The organism is Sphingobium sp. FG11, assembly GCF_057809915.1.
The window spans coordinates 41,038-63,217 of sequence record NZ_JBMDKW010000017.1 but is presented as its reverse complement, the minus strand read 5'-3'; the positions used below and the strand labels follow the sequence as shown (position 1 = coordinate 63,217).

Genomic DNA, 22,180 nt, shown 5'->3' with positions numbered 1-22,180 from the left:
ATCTTATCGGAAAGAGTGGTGACGGAGCGATCCAGAGCCGGAGAACCAGAGAGAAATCAAAGGTTTATAGACCTTTCCGAAGGTTCGGTTGCGACACCGCCCGCAAGGGAAAGGCCGCCGCCGGATCGCCCTCTTGAAGGGGATGCCGGGTACGCGCGAAAGTGAACGTCGGGCTTCCAGTTCAAGAGCAGGCAACGGGCACGAAGGCCATGCGCCAACGACCCGAAGCCAGCGCGATGCAGCGACCTTCTAGGCCATGCATCCGCCACGCCGGACCTGATGATCGCGTGCCCCACGGAACGCGGATCGAAGTCCGACGGAAGTGGGGACCGGCAGCAATGCCGGCCCCCATTTTGTTTGGGGCAATATGGTACGCCTCCTGGCGAGCGCAGGTCACAGGGCCGCAGCAGCCCTCCCTCCCAATCTAGTCATGGTATTCCTCATGGCGGTCGGACGCGTTCAAACGGGTGGCGCGCCTCGTTTAGACGGCTGGTGGGGACGCGGCGCAAAGGCGCATTCCCCAACAAGCGCTCAGCGGCAATAGCCCTCCTGTCCCGGCACGACGATCAGGCAGTCGGTCTTTCCGGCCAGATATTTAAATCCGGTCTCGTCGCCCGTGCCGGGCCGGATCGCCATGTCCTTCCCGTCGCGCACGAAGCGGATCGTCGCGCCGTCGGCGATGCCGGCATAATCGCCCTGACGGTCGAGCGTGTCCTTGTTGGTCAGGGCATAGTGGCCGGCTTTGCCGTTGGGGGAGGGCTGGATATCCAGAAACAGCCCCTCCGGCCCGGTCCAGCGGCCGACCCATTGTTGTGTTGGGGCCACCGGCGCGTCCGATCCCATATTGCCGAGCGAATCGCTGTCTTCGACCGTTTCGATCGTCGGTGGTTGCGCCGCCTGATTCGAAATGGTGGCCTGATCCTGTGGCTTGGCGCAGCCGCCGACCGCCAGCAGGGCGACGGCGCATAGGAGCGGGCTGACGGTTGGAAGGCGAATCATGCGTCTTTCTCCAGCGGATGAGCGCCATGAAACGGATGAAGTCGCGTCTTCGATCCAGCGACGGAATGAGTTGCCAGCGGGCGCGGCTCGCAAGATAGGGTTAACAAGATCGAAAAAGAGGATGTAGGGCGGACGATGAGAGCGCGCTTTGTCAGGGAGAGTGCCGATGTGCGGCGGCAGGGATTGATCGACGCCACCGCGCAATGCCTTGCCGAAAAGGGCGTTGGCGGGACGAGCGTGCGCGCCATTTGCCAGCGGGCGGGTGTCTCCGCCGGCCTGCTCACCCATTATTTCGACGGGGTCGATGCCCTGATCCTGGCCACCTATCGCGATGTCGGCCTGCGCGTGTCGCAGGCGATGGAGCAGGCGGTGGCATCCGCCGGGCCGGACCCGCGCGACCGCCTGCGCGCCCTGCTGATGGCGAATTTCCGCCCGCCTGTGCTGGACGCCGATCTGCTGGCGACCTGGATCTGCTTTTGGAGCCTGGTCCGGAGCAACGCCGCCTTCTCCGCCGCCCATGCCGAAATCTATGCGGGATCGCGGGCGCAGATGGAGGCACTGTTGCACGAAGCCGCGCTCGCGTTGACGCCGCGCGAGGTTCGGCTGACGGCGATTTCGCTGACCGCGCTGGTCGACGGGCTGTGGCTGGAACTGTGCCTCGACCCCTCCACCTTCGGCGCGGAGGAGGCGCAGGCGATGGTCGATCACTGGATGGAACAGGCGATCAGATAAGCGACAAGCCGATCGATCAATGAGCCGTTGCGTGATCGATTTTGTCACTTAGCAAGGCCAAGAAAACCAATTTCCCTTGGTGGAGCGCTGCCCCTAGATAGGCTTCTCAATTGCAGTCATTCAAGGAACGCAAAGCCCATGGCCATCATCAACACGCCCCTCAAGCCCTTCAAGGCGACCGCCTTCAAGGAAGGCAAGTTCGTCGATGTCACCGACGCGGACGTGAAGGGCAAATGGGCCGTATTCTTCTTCTATCCCGCCGATTTCACCTTCGTCTGCCCGACCGAGCTGGAAGATCTGGCCGATATCTATCCGACCCTTCAGGGGCTGGGCGTCGAAGTCTACTCGGTGTCGACCGACACGCATTTCAGCCACAAGGCGTGGCATGACACGTCGCCGGCGATCGGCAAGATCAACTATTACATGCTGGGCGACCAGAATCACGACATCTCCAATCAGTTCGGCGTTTTGCGCGAAGGCGTCGGTCTCGCCGATCGAGGCACGTTCGTACTCGATCCGCAGGGCGTGATTCAGCTTGTCGAGATCACGCCGGAGGGCGTGGGCCGTAACGCCGCAGAACTGCTGCGCAAGATCAAGGCGCTGCAATATTGGACGAGCCATCCGGGCGAAGTGTGCCCGGCCAAGTGGGAAGAGGGCGAAGCCACCCTCGCGCCCTCGCTGGATCTCGTCGGCAAGATCTGATCGACCGTTCCCGTAACGGGCCGCAAGATGGTCCGGGGTGGAACGCTCCGCCCCGGGCCATTTTTGTATCTACCGTTTTTTGACCTGTCGCGATTTCAAGGAGAAATCGCTTTGAGGAGTTTTCCCATGCTCGACGCCAATCTGACGCAGCAGCTCAAGGCCTATCTGGTCAACATCCGCGAGCCGATCGAACTGGTCGCCGCGCTGGGTGAGGACGCCAAATCGAAGGAACTGGGCGGACTGCTCGATGAAATCGCCGCCCTGTCGGACAAGGTCATGGTCGTGGCCGGTCCCGATAAGCGCACCCCCAGTTTCATGATCCGCCGCGTGGGCACGGATATCGGCGTGCGCTTCGCCGGCCTGCCCATGGGGCATGAATTCACCTCGCTTGTTCTCGCGCTCCTGCAAGTGGGCGGGCATCCGTCCAAGGCGGCGCAGGACCTGATCGAGCAGATCAAGGGGCTGGACGGCGATTTCGCGTTCGAAACCTATTTCTCGCTGTCATGCCAGAACTGCCCCGATGTGGTGCAGGCGCTGAACCTGATGAGCGTGCTCAATCCCCGCATCAGCCATGTCGCGATCGACGGCGCGCTGTTCAAGGAGGAGGTCGACGCGCGCAAGGTGATGGCGGTCCCCACCATCTTCCTGAACGGCGAACCCTTTGGTCAGGGCCGGATGGAGCTGGAACAGATCGTCGCGAAGATCGACAGCGGCGCGTCGGATCGCGCGGCCGAAAAGATCAGGGCGCAGGACCCGTTCGAGGTGCTGGTGATCGGCGGCGGCCCCGCCGGGGCGGCGGCGGCGATCTATGCCGCGCGCAAGGGCATCCGCACCGGGGTCGCGGCGGAGCGGTTCGGCGGGCAGGTGCTCGACACGATGGATATCGAGAATTTCATTTCGGTCAGCCGCACCGAAGGTCCCAAGCTTGCCTCAGCCCTGGAAGCGCATGTGCGCGACTATGATGTCGAGATCATGAACCTGCAAAAAGCCGCGAAGCTGGTCCCCGCCGCCAGCGAGGGCGGCTATCATGAGGTCGTGCTGGAAAATGGCGCGTCGCTAAAGGGACGCACGCTGATTCTGTCTACCGGCGCGCGCTGGCGGCAGATGGGCGTGCCGGGCGAAGATGAATATCGCAACAAGGGCGTCGCCTATTGCCCGCATTGCGACGGGCCGCTGTTCAAGGGCAAGCGGGTCGCCGTGATCGGCGGCGGCAATAGCGGTGTCGAGGCGGCGATCGACCTTGCGGGCATCGTCGCGCATGTGACGCTGATCGAGTTCGACAGCCAGTTGCGCGCCGACGCGGTGTTGCAGCGCAAGCTCGCCAGCCTGCCCAATGTGCGCATCATCACCTCCGCGCTGACGACCAGGGTCGAGGGCGATGGCGAACGGGTGACGCGCCTCAGTTACAAGGACCGCAACCATGGCACCGAACATGATGTCGAACTGGAGGGCATCTTCGTCCAGATCGGCCTCGTCCCCAACACCGAATGGTTGAAGGACGCGGTGGCCCTCAGCCCGCGCGGCGAGATCGAGATCGACGCGCGCGGCGAAACGAGCCAGCCGGGCATCTTCGCGGCGGGCGACTGCACGATCGTGCCCTATAAGCAGATCGTGATCGCGATGGGTGCGGGATCGACGGCGGGCCTGTCCGCCTTCGACTATCTCATCCGCCTGCCGGTGGGTGAGGAGTCCGCGCAGGCAGCATAAGCGGGTATGGCAATCAGGCGGGCTTCGTTCGCCTGATCGCTCGCCCCACCGCCGGATAATCGAACGCGCGGTCGAACAGGGCCGCCCGCCGCGTCGCCAGCGCCAGCACCGCGATGGCCGCGATCAGGTTCACCGGCACGAAGGTCAGCCCTGACAACGCGCGACCGCAAACCGGGATGAACCACGCATAGGCAAGTCCTGTCGCTTCCCACGGCAATGCACCGCGCCTGGCGATATCCGCCGCCAGAAAGGCGATGGCGACACCGAGCAGGACAAAGTCATAATCCAGCACATAGGGCGTGCAGAGCAAGGCGGCCGAAAGCGCCGCGCCGCCGCGCACTTCCATCGATCCGCGCCGGGCGATGAGGGCAGCGGCGATCACGGCGAGCGCGGTGACGATCGATTGCACCCCATAGGCAAGCGGGATGGACCCGCCCCATTGGCGGATCGCCGCGAACGGGCTTTGGATCTTTTCCCATCCCGTCGCGCCATTTTCGATGATGATATGCTGGGTCAGCGGCAGCGAGTCGAGAAAGGCGCGCCATACCGGCCAGCCCCATATGGCGAGCGTGACAAGGCACAGCGCCGCGACGGTGATGCCGGCCGACAGGAACGCGCGTCCATTGCCGCGCGCCGCGATCAGGACGGGAATCAACACCGCGAATTGCGGCTTGTACACCAGCGCGCCCAGCAGGATGCCCGCGACCCAGGGCCGCCGGTCCAGCAACAGCATGCCGCCGCCCAGCAGGCCCGCCGTCATGAAGGCGTTCTGCCCATGGCCCAGGCACACCAGCACTACCGGCGCGCCGAGCGCCACCAGCAGGGCGTCGCGATCGTCGGGCAGGATTTTCCGCACCAATGTCACCGCCAGCGCGAGTGTCACACCCTGCCAGATCAGCAGGGCGATGACATAGGGGAATTGCGCCAGCAGCGTCGCGATAATCAGGAACGGCGGCGGATAATGCCAGCCATAGAAGGGGATGGCGGGATCGTGATGGATCGCCTTTTGCACCTCATGATGCGCGGGCCAGTTCCATGCCAGCGCGGCGCGGCCATGATCGGCCATCCAGCCCGCGGTCCACACGTTGGAGAAATCGGTGCCGAGCGGCCGGCCGAGCATATCCACCGTGCCATGTCCCATCAGGTACAGGATCGACAGCCCGATCACCGTCGCCGCCAGCATCACGGCGGCGGTCACGCGGATGCGGGGACGCGTGATGAAACGGTCGGGGAACGGAAGCGGTGCCATGGCGCTTTATGGCCGGCTGTTGCTGAAATTTCGGTAAAGGGCGCGTATAGCATTTCCACGGGGGCGGGCGCGCGCGAATGAAAGGGGCTTGGCTCCCTTGCCTCTTGCCTCTATCGGGGCTTCGCACTAGGGCTTTGCCTTAACAGCTATTCATGCCCACCAACGATACCCAAGAAAAGGACCACTCATGAGTGAGACCGCGGATCGCGTTAAGAAAATCGTCGTCGAGCATCTGGGCGTCGAAGCCGAGAAGGTGACGGGGGACGCAAGCTTCATCGACGATCTGGGCGCGGACAGCCTGGATATCGTCGAGCTGGTCATGGCGTTCGAAGAGGAATTCGGCGTCGAAATCCCTGACGATGCCGCCGAGAAGATCGCGACCGTCAAGGACGCGATCGATTATATCGACAGCAAGCAGTAAGGCGTCTTGCGGCCCGCCCGGCCAGGCGCGGGCTGCTGACCGCTTTCAAGTGAATCGGCTCCCTTGGTCCGGCACAACCGGAGCGTGGGGAGCCTTTTCGTATCTGGCGCGCCGCCAGCCCCGCTTTCCCATTTCGACAATCGCGTTCGAAACGGTTAGGGCACGGCGCAAGTTGAAGTAGTTCGGAGCAAGATATGCGTCGCGTCGTCGTAACCGGCCTTGGCATGGTCAGCCCGCTGGGCGGGGATGTCGAAACCACATGGAAAAATATCATCGCGTCGAAATCCGGCGCGGCGCGGATCACCCGCTTCGATCCCACCGACTATAAATGCCGCATCGCCTGCGAAGTGAAGCCGGCCACCCATGAATATGGTTTCGATCCCAATCTGGAAGTGGATCACAAGGTCCAGCGCCAGGTCGACCTGTTCATCGTGTTCGGCATCGCGGCGGCGAGCGAGGCGCTCAGGGATGCGGGTCTGCTCGACATGACCGAAGAGGAGCGGCTGCGCGCCGGTTGTTCGATCGGATCGGGCATCGGCGGCCTGCCGGGCATCGAGAGCGAGTCGCTGGTGCTGGCCAACAAGGGACCGAGCCGTGTTTCGCCGCACTTCGTCCATGGTCGCCTCATCAACCTGATCTCCGGGCAGGTGTCGATCAAATATGGCCTGATGGGTCCGAACCATGCCGTCGTCACCGCCTGTTCGACCGGCGCGCACTCGATCGGCGACGCTGCGCGCATGATCGCGATGGACGATGCCGACGTGATGCTGGCGGGCGGCGCGGAAAGCGCGATCTGCCCGATCGGCATTGCGGGCTTCGCGCAGGCGCGGGCGCTGTCCACCAATTTCAACGATTCGCCCGAACGCGCGAGCCGCCCCTATGATGTCGACCGCGACGGCTTCGTCATGGGCGAGGGCGCGGGCGTCGTCGTGCTGGAGGAATATGAGCGGGCCAAGGCGCGCGGCGCGAAAATCTACGCCGAAGTGCTGGGCTATGGCCTGTCGGGCGACGCCTATCATGTGACCGCGCCGCACCCCGAAGGATCGGGCGCGTTCCGCTCGATGCAGATGGCGCTCAAGAAGTCGGGCCTCAGCCTTGAGGATATCGACTATGTGAACGCGCATGGCACCTCCACGCCGCTCGGCGACGAGCTGGAGCTGGGTGCGGTGCGCCGTCTGTTCGGCGACCAGATCGGCAATATGTCGATGAGTTCGACCAAATCGGCGATCGGCCATCTGCTGGGTGGCGCGGGCGCGGTGGAGAGCATCTTCTGCATCCTCGCCATGCGTGACGGGATCGTGCCGCCGACGCTCAACCTCGATAATCCGAGCGAGAGCTGCCTTGGCGTCGATCTGGTTCCCCATGTCGCCAAGGAGCGTAAGGTGCGCGCGGTGCTGAACAACAGCTTCGGCTTTGGCGGCACCAACGCATCGCTCATCATGCGCGCGATCTAAGAGGCATCGTCATGCGGCGGCTGGGCCTTGGCATATTGCTGATCGGCCTTGCCGTCGCGGCGTTCGTCGGCTTCCGCTTCTTCCATGGATGGACCGAGGCCGGTCCCGCGCCGCGCGCGATCACGCTGGTCGTGCCGGAAGGATCGACGCTGAGCGACGCGGCGGTGCTGCTCAAGCGTTCGGGCGCGGTGCGCTCCGCCGACGCCTTCCTGACCCGCGCGAAGTTTCTCGGGCGTGGCGCGTCGATCAAGGCGGGTGAGTTCGTCATCCCGAAGGGTGCGAGCAACCGCGATATTCTGAAAATCCTTCAGGGCGGCAAGACGCTGACGCGCCTCGTCACCATCCCCGAAGGCATGCCCTCGATCCTCGTGTACGAACGGCTGATGGCGAATGACGAGCTGACCGGCGACATTGCCGTACCGGAGGAAGGCAGCGTGCTGCCCGACAGCTATGCGTTCGACAAGGGCGAGGCGCGCGCCGCAGTGCTCAGGCGGATGCAGACCGCGATGACCAAGCTGCTGGCACGCATGTGGGCGGAGCGGGCGTCGAATACCGTCGCCAAAACCCCGCGCGAGGCGATCATCCTCGCCAGCATCGTCGAGAAGGAAACCGCGCTCGGCAAGGAGAGGCCGATGGTCGCGGGCGTATACAGCAACCGGCTGCGCGCCAATATGATGCTCCAGGCCGATCCGACGATCATCTATCCGATCACGCGGGGCAAGCCGCTCGGCCGCCGCATTCGCAAGTCGGAAATCGCGGCGGTCAACGACTATAACACCTATGCCATGGTCGGCCTGCCCAAAGGACCGATCGCCAATCCGGGCAGCCTGTCGATCCTCGCCGTGCTGCACCCCGCGTCTACGAAGGCGCTCTATTTCGTCGCCGACGGCAAGGGCGGGCACATCTTCGCCGATACCTATCAGCAGCATAACGAAAATGTCCGCAAATGGTTCGAAATCCGCCGCGCGCGCGGGGAATTGTGATCGTCAGCGCAGCACGCGCCGGATCACCATGGAGCGCGCGTACAGCCACTGGCCGACCGCGATCAGGAAGATGACCGCGGGGAAGATCGCCGCCGTCCCGCCTTTGACATGCAGCAGGTCGGTGGCAAGAAACGTGTATCCGAACTGCACGATGACGGCCATCATCGACAGCAGGAGCAGCGATGCGGCGAGCGCCTTGCGCATCAACAGGGCGATCGCGCCCAGCGTGCCCGCGCCGACGGCGATCGCGTAAACGACCCAGGCCCATTGCGGCATCGCGGCAAAGGCGCGGGCGGTGTCGGGGTCGGTCTTGGCCAGTTGATCGAGGTCCGCGCCATATTGCATGACGAAGGCGGCAACGCCCATCAGGTTCCATAAAGCCAAGATAATGCCGATGACGATGAAGGATCGAGTGGCGCGCATGATCGTTTTCCCCTCCCGGCGCCCCGTTGCGGGTTCACCAATTGCCGATCATATACCAAATGAAGGTTGCGCGAAACCGCGTACCCAGCCGTAAAGGAGATCCTCCATGCAGGGACGTTCCGTACCCGATGTGACGCTCAAGACCCGTATGCGGGACGACAGCATCGAAGGCCCCAACCCGTTCCGCTGGCAGGATGTCCAGACCGGCGACCTGTTCCGGGGCAAGCGGGTGGTCGTATTCTCGCTGCCCGGCGCGTTTACGCCCACCTGTTCGACCGAACAATGTCCGGCTTTCGAACGCTTTTACGATGATTTCAGGGCGCTTGGCGTCGATGACGTCTATTGCATCGCTGTCAACGACGCCTTCGTCATGTATCAGTGGGGCAAGCATCTGGGCGTGAAGAAGGTCAAGCTGTTGCCTGATGGATCGGGCGATTTCACCCGGCGCATGGGCATGCTGATCAAGAAGGACCATCTGGGGTTCGGCGACCGCAGCTGGCGCTATGCGATGGTGGTCGATGACGGCAAGGTCGTCGCATGGTTCGAGGAGCCGGGGATCAACGATGTCGGCGAGGATGACGACCCCTATGGCGAGACGCGGCCCGAGCCGGTGCTGGAATGGCTGAAGGCGTACGCATCGGCCTGAATCGATTGGCCGATAGCGCAAACAGCGCGCCCATCATCGTGACGGCGCTGATGGGCGCAGCCGACTTCGCCTGGGCGGACGGATTGCGCCGCGCGCATTTTCCGCCCGAGCGCAATGTGCTGCCGGCGCATATCACGCTGTTTCACCATCTGCCGCCGTCCGCGCTGGCGGAGGTGAAGCAGCGTTTGCGCCTGCTGTGCGCTGCGCCGCCGCCGCCCGCTCGGCTGGCCGAACTAATGCTGCTGGGGCGGGGTGTCGCCTACCGGATCGAAAGCCCGGCGCTGATGGCGATCCGCGATGCGCTCGCGGAGGCATTTGCGGGTATGCTGACGCCACAGGATCAGGCGCGGCCCCGGCTGCATGTCACGGTGCAGAACAAGGTTTCGCCCGCCGAGGCGAAGGCGCTCGCTGTGCGGTTGCAGACGGACTTCCGGCCCCGGTCTTTCGCCATTGCCGGCCTCGCCGCATGGCATTATCGCGGCGGGCCGTGGGAACTGGCGGCTGAATACAGGTTCAGGGGGTAAGGTCAGGCCGGATCAGGCCAGCCCGACTTCCTTCAGCGGCACCGAAGCATCCGCCAGTTGCGCCTGATCGAGCGCCGCACTCGCAATCACATGGGCGCGGCCCTGCACATAATCCTTCACCGCGTTGACGCAATCGAGCGCGAGCAGCTTGCCGCCACGCAGATAGATGACCGAAAAGCTGCGCGTCGCCGGATCACCGCGCACGATCGTCTGGTCAAAGCCGGTGGAGAGGCCGACGGTCTGGAGCTTGAGATCATATTGGTTCGACCAGAACCAGGGCACGGCATGATAGGCTTCTTCCTTGCCCATGATGTGCGCGACGGCGGTCTTGGCCTGATCATTGGCGTTCTGCACCGATTCGAGCCGCATCCGCGCGCCACGGGCGAAGTGATTTTCATGCGCGGCGCAATCGCCCACGGCATAGATGTCGGGCAGCGAGGTGCGGCAATATTCGTCCACATCCACGCCATTGCCGCCCACCGCGCCCGCCGCGATCAGCGGGCCGGTTTCGGGGACGATGCCGATGCCGACGATCACCATGTCGGTTGCGATCCGCTCGCCATCCTGCATCAGCACGGCGGTCGCCTGACCGTCCGTCACTTCGATGCAATCCATCTTCGCGTCGGTGCGCAGGTCGACGCCATGGGCGCGATGCTCGCCCTCGTAAAAGCGCGACAAGGGTTCACCGGCCACCCGCGCCAGCACCCGGTCGAGCGCTTCGAGCAGGACGACCTTCTTGCCGAATTTCGACAGCACCGCCGCCGCTTCCAGCCCGATATAGCCGCCGCCGATCACCGTCACATGGTTGATGCTGTCGATCTTCGCCATCATCGCGTCGACATCATCGCGGCGGCGCACGCCATGGACGTTGGGCGCATCGGCGCCGTTGCAGGTCAGCATGCGCGGATTGCCGCCGGTGCACCAGATCATCTTGCCATAGCCGATCTCGCGGTCGCCCACGGTCACGAATTTCCCGACCGGATCGACGCTTTTGACGCGGTGGCCGAGCAGCATGTCGATCTTTCGCTCTTCCCAGAAGGAGGCGGGGCGGATCAGGATGCGGTCGAAGCTCTTGTCGCCGGCGAAATATTCCTTGGACAAGGGCGGGCGCTCATAGGGCGGGTCCTTTTCGTCGCCGATCATCGCGATCGACCCTTCAAAGCCCGACTGGCGCAGCGAAATTCCCGCCTGAGCGCCGGCATGGCCCGCACCCACGATCAGAACGTCATAATAGCTCACTGCATCCCCCTAGCATATTCGTTGCGGCGTGATTTGGCCCGCTTTGGACAGGCTTTCAAGGGGAAACCGCAGCGGACGATGGGTGGCCGCGGTGAGCGAGGCGACCGGATAGGGTCGCCTCGCTCGATCTTCATGACGGTCAGAAGCGGGCTTTGAAGCCGCCATAAGCGGCGCGGCCTGCGGTCTGGAAGCCGATATTCTCGCGATACTCCTCGTCAAACAGATTTTCGACCCGCCCGTATAGTGAGAGGCCCGGCATGATCTGCACATCCGCGCCGATATTCACCACCGTATAGGCCTTGAGCGTCTCGACGTTGAAGGTCGCGAAATTGGTGTCCAGCGCCTTGCCATTATAGCGCGCCGTTACGTTCGCGCCGAAACGGTCATCCTTCGACCGCCAGGCGAGATTGGCGCTGCCGATATTGCCGGGGCGACGCACCAGGCGGAGGTCGTTTTCGTCCTTCGCGGTCAGATAGGTGTAGGCGCCATCGAACCGGAAGCCTGCGGGCAGCACGAAGTTTGCCGACACTTCGACACCCTCATGCGGGGATTTTCCCGCGAGATTATCGACGGTGTAGACGGGAAAATAGACCGTTATGATGCGGTCGCGCAGCTTCGCGTTGAAATAGGTCACGTCGATCCGGCCATGGCCGCCCAGGAACGACTGTTCCGCGCCCACTTCCCAGCCGGTCGACTTTTCAGGCTTCAGGTCGGGCTTGCCGACGAAACCGCTCGTCGGTGAAAATCCGAACAGTTCGAAAAAGTCGGGCGCCTTGACGCCAGTGCCGCCCGCCGCGTGGAGGCGGGTGCCGAAATCGAAGCGATAGCTGGCCTGTGCATGCCAGGTGGTCGAATCGCTGAAACGGTTGTTGAAATCCTTGCGGATCGATCCGCCCACGCCGATCCGGTCGCCGACGGTCAGCTGATACTGGCCGACGATGCCCCAATTATCCGTCGTGTTGAACGGGTTCGGACCAGTGAGGAACAGCGAGGTGCCCTGAAACTCCTCCCGCTCATAATCCACCGCGCCGGTGATCGCATGGGTGACAGTGTCGTCGCCCAGTTTCAGCGTCGAGGCAAGCGACACTTTGCGGCGGCGGCCGGTATTGCCGAAAGTCTCGACGCCATTGTCATCAAAGGCGCGGCGGCGCGAATTGTTGAGCTGGGCGCTGAGGTCGGTGGTCCAGCGGCCATCCTGTGTGCTGTAATTGGCGCCCACGAGCGCATAGAAGGCGCTGTTGGTATAGTGGCCGCCGGAATCGATCGCATTGCCGGTCAGGAAGTAATCCTGATCGTTGAGGTCCGCATCGGTGTAATTGTAACGCGCGACGGCCCGCAGCGTGAGCTGGCCGATTTGATAGCCGAACTTGCCATGCACGGTTCCGATCTTCGATCCGATGTCGCGCGAGCCGCCCGGCGCGACGACGAAACCGCCAATGCCCGAATAGGAGCCGCCAATGGCATAATCGAGATCGCCCACGACGCCCGCGCCGCGCACCGCTCCCTCAAGGGTGCCGAAGGATCCGCCCTCCAGCCGCGCCGCGAAGCCCGGCATCTCGCGCCCGCTGGCGGTGATATAGTTGATGACCCCGCCGATCGCGTCGGAGCCGTAGAGCGCGCTCTGCTCGCCGCGCAGGATTTCGACCCGCGCGCCTGGATCGGACGTCAGCGTCGCGAAGTCGAACTCGCCGGCATAGGGATCGGCCGCTTCGATACCGTCGATCAGCACCAGCGTATGATTGGCCTCCGCGCCGCGAATGCGAACCTGCGTCTTGCCGCCGACCGGGCCGGTGCGGTTGACCGCAATGCCCGGCACATCGCGCAGCACATCGGAGAGGATCGTCGTCTGGCGATTTTCCAGATCGACCGGCTGGATGACCGTGGCCGACGAGCCGAGGGTCGCGGTGGAAATGCCGCCATCGCCCCGGCTGGCGGTGACGAGGATCGTGTCGGTCACTTTGGCCGGCTCGTCAGCGGCGGCGGCCTGCGCGAAGCCCGCGACGGGCAGGAATAATGCACTGCTCATCAGCGCGCGGAATCTGGATGTCGTCATGGTCAATACCCCCTTGGCGCCTTGGAGCAACGTCCGGCGGGGGCTTGCCGCTATCGCTTGTGCCGGCGTCGGCCTGCACGCGAACGAACGGTCGGCGCAGGGCAGGGGGCAGGCACATTACCCCCGACCGCGCACCGATGCGGCCCTGGCCGCATGGATTCGTCGCTCAGACGGAGAGTGACCGTGCCATGACCTTTCCCTGGACCATGACAAAGAGCGACCGGTGCGCTGGCAGGTCTCCTGGCTTGCGGGTCGTCGCTTGCTGTGCGGCCTTCCCGGAACGCGCATCCTTATGCGTTCGCCCCAGTGACCTCCGTCATGCGGCATGACGGAAGATGCACATCTCGCTCACCGCTCACAGTTGCAGGGACAGCCGCGGATCGGGTGATCCGACCCGAAAGCCGATCATCCGCACCGCATTCCCGTTTTAAGCCCTTGCGGGCACCAGCGCGATCTTCGGCAAGGCAGAACCTCGCCAAGCCGGCCCTTAATCCTGTTTGCGCGTCAGGCCAACGGCTTTGTTTGGCCGCTTCATGCCGAGGGCGCGAGGGACGCGAGGAAATCATCGTCCGGACGCATGCCGTAGCCCGACGTCATCCGGTTGGTCAGGTTGAACACGCCGATCAGTTCGATCACATAATAGATTTTCGCGTCGCTCAGGCCTGCATCCCGCAACGCCCGCACATCGGCGGCTTCCATGCGTCCGGGCTGTTCGGTCAGCTTGACGCAATAATCGGCGATCGCGCGCTCCTCGACGGTCAGTTCGACCGTGCGGTAATTGATCGCGATACGCCGCGCGCGACCATGATCGCCAATCTCTTCGCCCAGCTTGTGCCCGTGAATGAGCAGGCAGGTGGGACAGGCATTGATCGAGGATACGATCACGCCGATGAACTCGCGCTCGGCAAGGGTCAGCAGCCCATAGGCCGGATCAAGGAAGATGGGAGACATGAAAGCGCCCGCACGCGCATAACCGGCCTCGTCATAGCCCGCGAGAATGCGCGTGGAATGGAGTTCGGGTACCGGCATGGTATCGACCCATTCCTGCGGCAGCTCATAGCCTTCAACCCCAGGCAGATAGGCATAAGGGTCGTTGGATTTGAACTCCGGGGTCAGGGTCGATTTGCGGTCAGCCATCAGCGTCTCTCCAATTATCATTTCGTGTGGTGATAATCGGATATGGTTGCGCTGTCATCTGCGGAGGCCGCCGCTACTTCCGGTGTTTCGGGAATTTTTCTGGCTGAATCTTGGCTGCTACGGACACACCTTAAATCTGCTTACTATGCTTTCCTGCGATATCTTAACTGCGCACCAGCCTTGGCCGACGATTTACCTATTATGATGATCGCGATCTCATTCACGCCCTTGCCACGCTCCTCTGGGGCATATGGGCAAAGCGGCGCTTCAAATCATGGGGAGTGTGCTCCCCATGATTTGAACACGCAAACGCTGACATTAACGACAATTGGAATGAGCTTAAGTTATCCCGGAATGGAATATAATCCCATCACACCGACCATTGCGGCGGGCCGTTATAGCCGCGCTGCGGCATTTCGCGGCCGCGGTTGATGGTCATATTTTTGATACGCCAGCCTTCGCCGGTGCGCTCGAACTGCAGTTTATAGATTGCCAGCGACCAGTGACCGTCATTGTCCTCGACCGGCCGTCCATTGGGCCATTTCGACAGCGCGATCAGATGCCAGTGTCCGCGCGCGACATCGCCGTCCACATCGATCAGCGGGTTCATCACATTGTGCGAAACATAGGGAGTGGCCCGCAGCGTGTTGAAAAGCGCGCGCACTGCCTCGCGCCCTTTTGCCTGGCCGATCGTGCCGCAGTCGTCCCAGATGCCATCTTCCGTGAACAGATCGGCAGACGGGCCCATATGGCTTGGTCCCTGACCTTCCCAGCCGCCGTCATTATAGTGAGTGTAGAGCGACATCAGCCGCGTAATATCTTCATGATCCTCGATCAGCTGCACTCGCTCTTCGAGCGTCGTCGGCCGCTTGCGATTGGGACCGAAGGATGTTCCTTCGAACGGGTCTGAGGCATTGGCCATGATTCACTCTCTCCTTGATAAGCTGATTGATCGGGCGAGGGGGGCGACGAGCATCGTCAGCCCTGTCGAACCCTCGCGGCCATCACTGCGCCGTCAGCCCGCCATCGACCAACAGAGCGGTGCCGTTGCAGAAAGACGCATCATCCGAAGCGAGGAAGGCGATCGCCGAAGCCATTTCCGAAGGGTCTCCCAACCGCCCGGCGGGTATGATCGCCTTGATCTGGGCGGTCTGGACTTCAGGATCGTCCAGCGAATCCCCGAGCATCGCGGTTTTCGTCCAGCCAGGGTGCACCGAATTCACGCGGATGCCATGTTTCGCATTTTCGATCGCCACCACCTTGGTCAGCATCAGGACGGCGCCCTTGCTCGCGCAATAGGCGCCACCATATTCGCCGGCCACGAGCGATGCGGTCGACGCGACGTTGACGATCGCGCCTACGCGTCCGGTCGATTGCCACTCGCGCGTCGCAATCCGGCAGCCCAAAAACGCCGTGGTCCCGTTGACATCAAGCTGGCGACGCCAGTCGGAGAGTTCCATGTCGACGACATGGGCCTGAATGGCGATGGCGGCGTTGTTCACCAATATGTCCAGCGCGCCCAGCTCATCCCGCGTCGCCTGGAGAACATTCTCCCATGACGCTTCGTCGACGGCATCATGCGCGATTCCGATCGCGCGATAGCCCGCCTGTCGAAGCTCGGCAGCCCGTTCCTCGACACCGGCCTGATTAAGGTCGGTCAGCGCAACCAGCGCGCCCTCTTCCGCCAGGCGCTTCGCCGTCGCAAAGCCAATCCCGATCGGAGAGGCCGCTCCTGTCACGATCGCTACCTTGTCCCGCAATCCTCTCATACCCACTCCCGCTATTGAAATTCGTTTCCGCTAGAGCGGATTCCGATCGGTCCGCTTTGATTGCGCCAATTTTGTCTGATTGGTCGCGTCTCGATCAAGTCGTTGAGTGATCTTCCCCGACTGGAAACCGCCCTAAACCGGCTCGCTCGACGGCCTGAAGAATTCCCGCGGGCCGTAAAGGACCACCTTGTGCGATCTGAACAGCCATTTTCCGTCGACCCGCACATAGGTGTCGTCCAGATAGGCATGAACTTTCACGACATTTCCGTCATGCAATCCGCCCTCGAAGAAGCAGTTGAAGAAGCCTTTGGCCTCATTCTCGGTCTGTTCCGATATGACATGGCCGGTTGCGTAGTGCGCCATGAAGGTCATGGCAGGGTCAATTTCCTCTTTGAAGAAAGCTCTTATCTGCTCCCGCCCGTACGAGCATGGCCCGCCGACCGCGGTTTCATCGAACACGCCGCTTTCCGCGAAACATTCGGCGGCTTCGTCCCACATCCGCCGGTCCTCATAAGCCGAGAACCGACTTACCAAATCGCGAATTTCCTCACGATCGATAAGCTGCTGCAATTTTTTTTCCATGCCGGTTTCCATCCATATCGCCTTTCGGAGCAAGGCACGAGGCGGCGCTTCGTGCAACAGAAGGCGCTGCGTGGCTCAATCGATGGCGAAACGAGGCACGCAAGCCGTCAAGAATAGTCCAGCCAGGGCAACCGATACCGGCAACCTGCAGGATGGCGTCACTGATTCCTGAGCTGACCTTCCAATGGCTTGTCGCCCAGAGCCGTATGCAGTCTCCGGTGGAAATGATGAATGGCGCTTTCATTGCGGCCAAAGGTGAAATGTTCCTGAGCGCCGGAATAGACTGTTTCCTGAATGCTCTTCACGACCGGGCAATCCTCATCGATCACGACCTGATGCGTACTGCTGGCCCAGTTGAGAACATCTTCTTCCATCGGCGTGTCCTTGAACGGACCGCTGACCACGGTGCGCGAAATCGTCACAGATTCGCCCGGATTATTGCCCGGCAGAATCTGGTTCATGAACATACGCTCGAGCGCGACGAACCCTTCGGGCTTTTCGCCACCGGAAAACGCGCTCACGCTTGCACAGGTCATGAATGTGGAAGGGAAGAAGGTGACGCCACGTTGCACGAAGAGCTTCAGATCGTCCATCGATTCAGGATCGCACTGCTCGTCGATACCCAGAACCGGGGAAATCAGTTCACCATGCAGGCCCCTGTCCTCGATCTTGAGCACGCCCGGAATGACGAAACTGCCAAAGCTTTGCGCGTGAAGGCTGGGGAAATGGTAAGTTTCGACATAGCCCTCATAAGCCAGCTTCCAGTTCGCGGCAGGCACCTCTTTCAGGTTGACCACATGGAAGCGGTCAAAGCCGAATTTAGGAATGAGGGCGTTGATTTCCGGGCCGAGAAACTCGTCGAGGTTAAGCGGCAGGTCGGGGGTCAGCATCGCCCAGATCAGGCCATCGCGCTCCTCGACGGCGAGTTCGGTCAGGCCGTAATCGGCCTTTTCGACTTCGCCGAAAATTCCCTCGCTGGGCAGCGCCAGAAGGCGGCCGTCCAGTCCATATGTCCAGGCATGATAGACGCAGGTGAAGCGCGGCTTCTTGCCCTGACCTTCCTGCACCACGATCGCGCCACGGTGACGGCAGGCGTTGATGAAGAGCCGAACGTCGCCGGATTTCTGACGCACCAGAAGCATTGGCACCCCAAGGCGGGTCAGCGCCCAATAGCTGCCAGGCTCGGGCAACTCCTGCGACAATGCCAGCATCATAGGCGTGGTGCGCAGCAGCTGCACTTCCCGTTCCCAACGATCGGGATCGGTATATTCGCTCACAGGAACCTTGAAGATGTCGGGCGCAAGAGTGGGACTTTTCTGCGCAACCAGCTCGACCAGCTCGTCGTACAGAGCGCGCATCTCGGATTGCTCGAAGCCAATCATGTCACACCGCTCCTATGGACTTTATTTTCCAAACACTTCCCGCCTGTTTTTGGCGCGATTCGAAATTCTCTATGTCTGGCTAATTTCGCATGTCGCCCGGCGGAAAGTCAATCAATTTTAGAATGATCGCCCTATATTTTGTCCCGTTCTTCCACCTATGCGGCGAGCGGCAGGAGGTTCAGTCCTTATAGCGATCGTTTCGACCCATCCTGAAGGATCTTGGGTAGGAGCGGTGTCGGCGCAACGGCGCCAACACCGCAAGTCTCGTAAGTCTTATCCCTGTCGGGCAATTACCCTTGGAAGTATCGGCGGTTATATTCGGCGAAGGCCGCGTCGACCTGCGCGGGTGTCAGGCCATATTGTTCCAGACTATAACTATAGCTGCCGAACTCACCATGCGTGTCGGTTTCTTCCCACGTCCGCAGCGCCTGCTCGCGAGCGGGCGTCAACTCGCGGCCCATCAGTTTGTAGACGTCGCGGACCACGCCAAACGTGTCTTTCCTGAGATCGTCATACTGGACATCGAGGAGATCGATTTGCGAGCCGAGGGCATCGAGCTGTTGCAAATGCCGGTCCATCTCCGTCGACCAGAGCCGAAGGACATAGGCGCCCACTGCATGCATATCGATCACATCCATGGACGTGCGGAACAGCATTTCAATCAGGCGGCAAGTCGACGCGATGACTTCATGGACATCGCGATGCATGAATATATATTTGGCATTGGGAAACTGCTCGACCAGCAGGTCCATATTCCCGATGTGCGGCGGTGTTTTCAATATCCAGCGCCGGTCGCCATTCGCGCTCGGGCGTCCACCCTTCTGCCATTGCAGATATTGCAGCATCTGCTTGAGAAAGACGTAAGAACTTTCCAGAGACTGCGATCTTACCCAATCATAATAGTTGGGAGTCGGCAGAACCCAGCAATGTCCCACCGTCTTGAAGGTCGGCAATTGCACGAAAATATCTTCCTCGGCATCGTCAACCTTCACCGAATGGGACTGCATCAGGCCCAGATTATTTTTGATCATGGCATCGATAATTTCGCGATCGGCCGCAATGCGGGGATCTTCTTCGCCAGCCACTGCATTCGGGACGCGCGAGGGATTGAGCGACTCCCAATGTTTGACGCTCAGCGTGTCCGGATCGGCCGCGAGCAGGCGCTGCAACTTGGTAGATCCGACCCGCGTCATGCCCAGAATGATGAGCGGATCATCGACTTGCTCGTCGAGAATTTCGGGATGCTTCTTCAGGTCGTCGGCGAAACGCAGGCCATTGACCAGCCAGCGATGGACGATGGCGGACATGGTCGCCCTGCCATCCTCGTTCAGCAGGACGTTCTCGTTAATATCCTTCAGGAAATGCGCCATCCCCTCGCGGGGATCGAAGTCACCGAAATCACTCAGCCCGGTATCGGCACAGGCCGCAGCGATCATATTTTCCATCGATAATTTCGATGCGGGGTGAGACGTCTCCATTGAAGGCTCCTTTAACCTTGATACCTGCTGTGCCCAGATCAGGGCGATGCGAAATGTGGTGGGAATGGTCTTGCGTTCGGCTTCGGCGATCAACCGAAGCCGGAACGACGATGCGTGGCTTCAGCCTTCGATGAACCTGCACTCTATGCCGCAGCGCGACTTATAATCCGCTTCACGGCCGGCGAGTTCGGCTGCCCGCTCCGCCGGTCCCACAGACGGGAAATCTGCGGGAAGTGCGGAACGGATCATGTCGAGCTTGACGACCCTGGCGCCCGTTGTGGCGTCATGGGGATCGGCTACCGGCGCATGCATCCCTTCCCAGCGCATGGCCATGCAGCCTTCGTGCAGACCGTCCGTATCCATCCAGTTCGCGACGCCGGGATCACGGTGGCTCACGATATAGGTATAGGTGCCGTCGGCATTCTGATGCGATTGACAGCCCGTCCGGGTTCCCGACTTGCTGACGGTATTCCGTGAGATCAGCCAGGGAGACGTGACGCTCAGGCTCATATATTCCGCGCCCTGCGGAAGGATGTTGAAGATCAGCGCCTCGTCATCGGCCAGCTGATACCGGCCTTGCGTAATCATCGACGGTTTCGTCGAGTGACCGCGCTGGAGCGCATCCCCGAAATCGTTGATCGGGATCGATTTGTACAAATTCTCAAACTGGACGATCGTTTGCGCGCCGAACTTCATATAGCGTGCGGCGATGGCGACACGGTCATCGAACGTCAGCGCAGGGGTTTGCGGCCCGGCGACCTTGCGGAAGGACATGGCGCGCGGCCGCTGCGTGTGCCAGTCGTTCAACGCTTCCCGGACAATGACGAAAACGCCGCCCTTCGATTTCAGGTGCAGGCTGCCGTCCTTGGGGTCGTCGGGTCCGATCGTGATGCGCGATGCGCCCTCGCTATCCGTGATTATTCTGTTCTCGTCCGCCGCATCCACTGTCCGTTCCCAATCGGCCCAGCTTTCCACTTCGGCACCCGTCAGGGCGACGTAGATGGCCACGCTGAACCGGCCCGTCGGTCCTGTCGGCCTGGCGTCAAGGACATAGGTGGATGCGTCATCGATGAAGGCGTACCGATATATGTTATCGGGATTATCGAAGCAGAACCGCGATCCCGTTACCTCATCCCCCATCCACTCTTTCCGGGGCGTTTGAATCCAGACCAGGCCTGGATTCTGGGGATCCCTGTTTGCGGCAGACAAAGTGGCATAGCCAGCGCATTCGGAAACGACCTGTTCGAAAGTCTGCCGGGCGTCCTCTGAATTGGCCCAGGCCAATTTACTCAGAAGTTGCCGACCCTCCTCAATCGCCTTTTGCATTTCGTCTGTCTTGAGAATGGCCGCTGTCGTCGCTTCAATTTCGAACTGCTGCGCGGTCGCCAAAGGGTGAACGGATCCTACGTCCGAAGAAGAGATGGGAGCCTGCTGGTCAACGCCCGGCATGTTGTCGATCTCGTTCATACGATATTCTCCAGTTGCTTTTTTCAGGCTGAAAGCGGTCGTCATCTTCTTGCGTAAAGGATCGGCGTGGCCGCGGCATCGGCAAGCGGCATTCCGCTGGGGACGCGGCGACGTCCGACGCCGGAAACTTTGCCCGCAGCGTTCAAACCGCCATAGGCCGCTCTCGCTCGTGCGTCGTCGACGGATGCCCGTGGCTGTTCCCGTCCCGAAATGCGGAGCGATCCGGTGATATCGGCGAAATCCGCGACAAAAAAAGGCTGGTCGATGTGAAGAGCATATCCGTCACCGCGCCAGCCATCGCCGATCATTTTTTAGACGATGCGTCTGCGTTTGCAGCCATGACGTCATAGGGCAGTTCTTCAGGCTGCACGTTGCGGCGCAGGTGATTGCCGTTATCGACGTTGAGCGTATCGCCGGTTACAGCCGCATCCGGATGGCAAAGCCACAGGCAGGCCGCCCCGACCTGCCGGGGCGTGACAGGCCGACCGAGCGGAATTTCCTTCAAAAGGACTTTCCGGGCCACTTCATGTTCCAGCAATATCTTCGACATCGGCGTATCGATGAGGCCTGCTTCCACCGCGTTGATCCGGATGTTCCGCGGCGCATATTCAAGCGCGGCATGTTCAACCAGCACCTGCGCCGCGGCCTTGGCGCTGCCGTAGCTGCTATAGCCGGGAACCGGCATCGACGCGGCGGTCGACGTGATCACCACCATCGCGCCGCCATCGCGCATGTGCCGCGCCATATGTTTGATGAAATAGAACGGGCCAAAGAAGTTGATGTCGAACGCTCTCTTGACGTCCTCCGGGTCGATGGCGTCGATCATGCCGACAAAGGGCACGCCCGCAGCCATGATCGCGATATCGATGGGACCATGGGCGGCGGCGGCGGCTTCGGCCATCGCCGCGACTTCCGCCTCGATCGAGGCATCGCACCGTACCGCAAGGCCGCCGGTAAGACCGGCCAGTTCCCGCACGCCGTCGATGCTCCGCGCGCCGACAGCTACGCGGGCGCCCTGTTCTGCGACTAACTTTGCGGTTTCCCAGCCAGTGCCGCCGCGTGCCGAAGCACCAAGAACAACTGCGGACTTATCCTGGAACGGCAGCATGCATATATCCTTTCCGTGTACTTTTATGATCATCGGCCGCATTGAGACGCCGACTATATTTCCGGTTCACATGCGCGCTGCATTCATCCGACGCCGCTCGCAGATCGTTGACATCATCTTCCAGT

The 22,180-nt window shown here is 61.6% G+C and carries 22 protein-coding genes and 1 riboswitch; of the genes, 8 read left to right on the top strand and 14 right to left on the bottom strand.

From position 1 onward, the window contains the following. Positions 1-531: 531 nt before the first annotated feature. Positions 532-999, bottom strand: a complete 468-nt coding sequence (locus ACODSN_RS13960; protein ID WP_489056096.1) for a hypothetical protein — start codon at positions 997-999, stop codon at positions 532-534. Between the two features lie 135 nt (positions 1,000-1,134). Here ACODSN_RS13960 and ACODSN_RS13955 point away from each other — a divergent pair, with 135 nt between their 5' ends. The 3 genes from ACODSN_RS13955 (at position 1,135) to ahpF (ending at position 4,140) form a co-directional block, all read left to right on the top strand. Next, positions 1,135-1,731, top strand: a complete 597-nt coding sequence (locus ACODSN_RS13955) for a TetR family transcriptional regulator C-terminal domain-containing protein (protein ID WP_489056095.1) — start codon at positions 1,135-1,137, stop codon at positions 1,729-1,731. Between the two features lie 138 nt (positions 1,732-1,869). Then, positions 1,870-2,433, top strand: a complete 564-nt coding sequence (ahpC, locus tag ACODSN_RS13950) for an alkyl hydroperoxide reductase subunit C (RefSeq protein ID WP_489056094.1) — start codon at positions 1,870-1,872, stop codon at positions 2,431-2,433. Between the two features lie 126 nt (positions 2,434-2,559). Continuing rightward, complete coding sequence (gene ahpF, locus ACODSN_RS13945) at positions 2,560-4,140, top strand: alkyl hydroperoxide reductase subunit F (RefSeq protein ID WP_489056093.1); 1,581 nt, start codon at positions 2,560-2,562, stop codon at positions 4,138-4,140. A 13-nt stretch (positions 4,141-4,153) separates the two neighbouring features. Here ahpF and ACODSN_RS13940 read toward each other — a convergent pair whose 3' ends face one another. Continuing rightward, complete coding sequence (locus ACODSN_RS13940) at positions 4,154-5,389, bottom strand: glycosyltransferase family 87 protein (protein ID WP_489056092.1); 1,236 nt, start codon at positions 5,387-5,389, stop codon at positions 4,154-4,156. Positions 5,390-5,576: 187 nt separating this feature from the next. Here ACODSN_RS13940 and ACODSN_RS13935 point away from each other — a divergent pair, with 187 nt between their 5' ends. From ACODSN_RS13935 to mltG, 3 genes are all read left to right on the top strand, one after another. Next, positions 5,577-5,810, top strand: a complete 234-nt coding sequence (locus ACODSN_RS13935) for an acyl carrier protein (protein WP_489056091.1) — start codon at positions 5,577-5,579, stop codon at positions 5,808-5,810. A 194-nt stretch (positions 5,811-6,004) separates the two neighbouring features. Continuing rightward, a complete protein-coding gene (gene fabF, locus ACODSN_RS13930; protein WP_489056090.1) occupies positions 6,005-7,264 on the top strand; it encodes a beta-ketoacyl-ACP synthase II in 1,260 nt (419 codons plus the stop codon). A gap of 11 nt (positions 7,265-7,275) precedes the next feature. Then, entirely contained in the window at positions 7,276-8,247 is a 972-nt protein-coding gene (gene mltG, locus ACODSN_RS13925) for an endolytic transglycosylase MltG (RefSeq protein ID WP_489056089.1), read from the top strand. 3 nt (positions 8,248-8,250) lie between these two features. On the opposite strand, the gene ACODSN_RS13920 is transcribed toward mltG, so the two are convergent. Beyond that, positions 8,251-8,670: a sugar transporter gene (locus tag ACODSN_RS13920; RefSeq protein ID WP_489056088.1), complete on the bottom strand. Its 420-nt coding sequence runs from the start codon at positions 8,668-8,670 to the stop codon at positions 8,251-8,253. A gap of 106 nt (positions 8,671-8,776) precedes the next feature. On the opposite strand from ACODSN_RS13920, the gene ACODSN_RS13915 reads away from it, so the two are divergent. After that, positions 8,777-9,316, top strand: coding sequence for a peroxiredoxin (locus tag ACODSN_RS13915; RefSeq protein ID WP_489056087.1), 540 nt, complete (start codon positions 8,777-8,779; stop codon positions 9,314-9,316). Next, positions 9,289-9,840, top strand: a complete 552-nt coding sequence (locus ACODSN_RS13910) for a 2'-5' RNA ligase family protein (RefSeq protein ID WP_489056086.1) — start codon at positions 9,289-9,291, stop codon at positions 9,838-9,840. The genes ACODSN_RS13915 and ACODSN_RS13910 overlap by 28 nt, the downstream gene beginning before the upstream one ends. Before the next feature lie 12 nt (positions 9,841-9,852). On the opposite strand, the gene ACODSN_RS13905 is transcribed toward ACODSN_RS13910, so the two are convergent. From ACODSN_RS13905 to ACODSN_RS13855, 11 genes are all read right to left on the bottom strand, one after another. Next, positions 9,853-11,079: an NAD(P)/FAD-dependent oxidoreductase gene (locus ACODSN_RS13905; RefSeq protein WP_489056085.1), complete on the bottom strand. Its 1,227-nt coding sequence runs from the start codon at positions 11,077-11,079 to the stop codon at positions 9,853-9,855. A 139-nt stretch (positions 11,080-11,218) separates the two neighbouring features. Further along, positions 11,219-13,132: a TonB-dependent receptor plug domain-containing protein gene (locus ACODSN_RS13900; protein WP_489056084.1), complete on the bottom strand. Its 1,914-nt coding sequence runs from the start codon at positions 13,130-13,132 to the stop codon at positions 11,219-11,221. Between the two features lie 213 nt (positions 13,133-13,345). Further along, positions 13,346-13,596: riboswitch (cobalamin riboswitch) on the bottom strand. Between the two features lie 67 nt (positions 13,597-13,663). Beyond that, a complete protein-coding gene (locus tag ACODSN_RS13895) occupies positions 13,664-14,269 on the bottom strand; it encodes a peroxidase-related enzyme (protein ID WP_489056083.1) in 606 nt (201 codons plus the stop codon). Positions 14,270-14,639: 370 nt separating this feature from the next. Beyond that, positions 14,640-15,191 carry a nuclear transport factor 2 family protein gene (locus tag ACODSN_RS13890; RefSeq protein ID WP_489056082.1) on the bottom strand — a complete coding sequence of 184 codons (552 nt, stop codon included), beginning with the start codon at positions 15,189-15,191 and terminating at the stop codon, positions 14,640-14,642. Positions 15,192-15,273: 82 nt separating this feature from the next. Next, positions 15,274-16,038 carry an SDR family NAD(P)-dependent oxidoreductase gene (locus tag ACODSN_RS13885; RefSeq protein WP_489056081.1) on the bottom strand — a complete coding sequence of 255 codons (765 nt, stop codon included), beginning with the start codon at positions 16,036-16,038 and terminating at the stop codon, positions 15,274-15,276. Between the two features lie 132 nt (positions 16,039-16,170). Next, positions 16,171-16,632, bottom strand: coding sequence for a nuclear transport factor 2 family protein (locus ACODSN_RS13880; RefSeq protein WP_489056080.1), 462 nt, complete (start codon positions 16,630-16,632; stop codon positions 16,171-16,173). 146 nt (positions 16,633-16,778) lie between these two features. Next, entirely contained in the window at positions 16,779-18,002 is a 1,224-nt protein-coding gene (locus ACODSN_RS13875) for an aromatic ring-hydroxylating oxygenase subunit alpha (RefSeq protein ID WP_489056079.1), read from the bottom strand. A 290-nt stretch (positions 18,003-18,292) separates the two neighbouring features. Next, positions 18,293-19,480 carry a sulfotransferase family protein gene (locus ACODSN_RS13870; RefSeq protein ID WP_489056078.1) on the bottom strand — a complete coding sequence of 396 codons (1,188 nt, stop codon included), beginning with the start codon at positions 19,478-19,480 and terminating at the stop codon, positions 18,293-18,295. Positions 19,481-19,600: 120 nt separating this feature from the next. Continuing rightward, the gene (locus tag ACODSN_RS13865; protein WP_489056077.1) at positions 19,601-20,992 is read right to left on the bottom strand and encodes a hypothetical protein; all 1,392 of its coding nucleotides are present in this window, start codon (positions 20,990-20,992) and stop codon (positions 19,601-19,603) included. Further along, on the bottom strand, positions 20,989-21,255 hold the full coding sequence (locus ACODSN_RS13860) for a hypothetical protein (RefSeq protein WP_489056076.1): 267 nt from the start codon (positions 21,253-21,255) through the stop codon (positions 20,989-20,991). Before ACODSN_RS13860 ends, ACODSN_RS13865 begins: the two co-directional genes overlap by 4 nt. Beyond that, positions 21,252-22,055: an SDR family NAD(P)-dependent oxidoreductase gene (locus tag ACODSN_RS13855; RefSeq protein ID WP_489056075.1), complete on the bottom strand. Its 804-nt coding sequence runs from the start codon at positions 22,053-22,055 to the stop codon at positions 21,252-21,254. Before ACODSN_RS13855 ends, ACODSN_RS13860 begins: the two co-directional genes overlap by 4 nt. Between the last annotated feature and the right edge of the window lie 125 nt (positions 22,056-22,180).

Bases quoted from the DNA above. Each gene is read 5' to 3' on its own strand.
- ACODSN_RS13960 (WP_489056096.1), bottom strand. From the start codon at position 999: ATGATTCGCCTTCCAACCGTCAGCCCGCTCCTATGCGCCGTCGCCCTG.
- ACODSN_RS13955 (WP_489056095.1), top strand. From the start codon at position 1,135: ATGAGAGCGCGCTTTGTCAGGGAGAGTGCCGATGTGCGGCGGCAGGGA.
- ahpC (WP_489056094.1), top strand. From the start codon at position 1,870: ATGGCCATCATCAACACGCCCCTCAAGCCCTTCAAGGCGACCGCCTTC.
- ahpF (WP_489056093.1), top strand. From the start codon at position 2,560: ATGCTCGACGCCAATCTGACGCAGCAGCTCAAGGCCTATCTGGTCAAC.
- ACODSN_RS13940 (WP_489056092.1), bottom strand. From the start codon at position 5,389: ATGGCACCGCTTCCGTTCCCCGACCGTTTCATCACGCGTCCCCGCATC.
- ACODSN_RS13935 (WP_489056091.1), top strand. From the start codon at position 5,577: ATGAGTGAGACCGCGGATCGCGTTAAGAAAATCGTCGTCGAGCATCTG.
- fabF (WP_489056090.1), top strand. From the start codon at position 6,005: ATGCGTCGCGTCGTCGTAACCGGCCTTGGCATGGTCAGCCCGCTGGGC.
- mltG (WP_489056089.1), top strand. From the start codon at position 7,276: ATGCGGCGGCTGGGCCTTGGCATATTGCTGATCGGCCTTGCCGTCGCG.
- ACODSN_RS13920 (WP_489056088.1), bottom strand. From the start codon at position 8,670: ATGCGCGCCACTCGATCCTTCATCGTCATCGGCATTATCTTGGCTTTA.
- ACODSN_RS13915 (WP_489056087.1), top strand. From the start codon at position 8,777: ATGCAGGGACGTTCCGTACCCGATGTGACGCTCAAGACCCGTATGCGG.
- ACODSN_RS13910 (WP_489056086.1), top strand. From the start codon at position 9,289: ATGGCTGAAGGCGTACGCATCGGCCTGAATCGATTGGCCGATAGCGCA.
- ACODSN_RS13900 (WP_489056084.1), bottom strand. From the start codon at position 13,132: ATGACGACATCCAGATTCCGCGCGCTGATGAGCAGTGCATTATTCCTG.
- ACODSN_RS13895 (WP_489056083.1), bottom strand. From the start codon at position 14,269: ATGGCTGACCGCAAATCGACCCTGACCCCGGAGTTCAAATCCAACGAC.
- ACODSN_RS13890 (WP_489056082.1), bottom strand. From the start codon at position 15,191: ATGGCCAATGCCTCAGACCCGTTCGAAGGAACATCCTTCGGTCCCAAT.
- ACODSN_RS13885 (WP_489056081.1), bottom strand. From the start codon at position 16,038: ATGAGAGGATTGCGGGACAAGGTAGCGATCGTGACAGGAGCGGCCTCT.
- ACODSN_RS13880 (WP_489056080.1), bottom strand. From the start codon at position 16,632: ATGGAAACCGGCATGGAAAAAAAATTGCAGCAGCTTATCGATCGTGAG.
- ACODSN_RS13875 (WP_489056079.1), bottom strand. From the start codon at position 18,002: ATGATTGGCTTCGAGCAATCCGAGATGCGCGCTCTGTACGACGAGCTG.
- ACODSN_RS13870 (WP_489056078.1), bottom strand. From the start codon at position 19,480: ATGGAGACGTCTCACCCCGCATCGAAATTATCGATGGAAAATATGATC.
- ACODSN_RS13865 (WP_489056077.1), bottom strand. From the start codon at position 20,992: ATGACGACCGCTTTCAGCCTGAAAAAAGCAACTGGAGAATATCGTATG.
- ACODSN_RS13860 (WP_489056076.1), bottom strand. From the start codon at position 21,255: ATGATCGGCGATGGCTGGCGCGGTGACGGATATGCTCTTCACATCGAC.
- ACODSN_RS13855 (WP_489056075.1), bottom strand. From the start codon at position 22,055: ATGCTGCCGTTCCAGGATAAGTCCGCAGTTGTTCTTGGTGCTTCGGCA.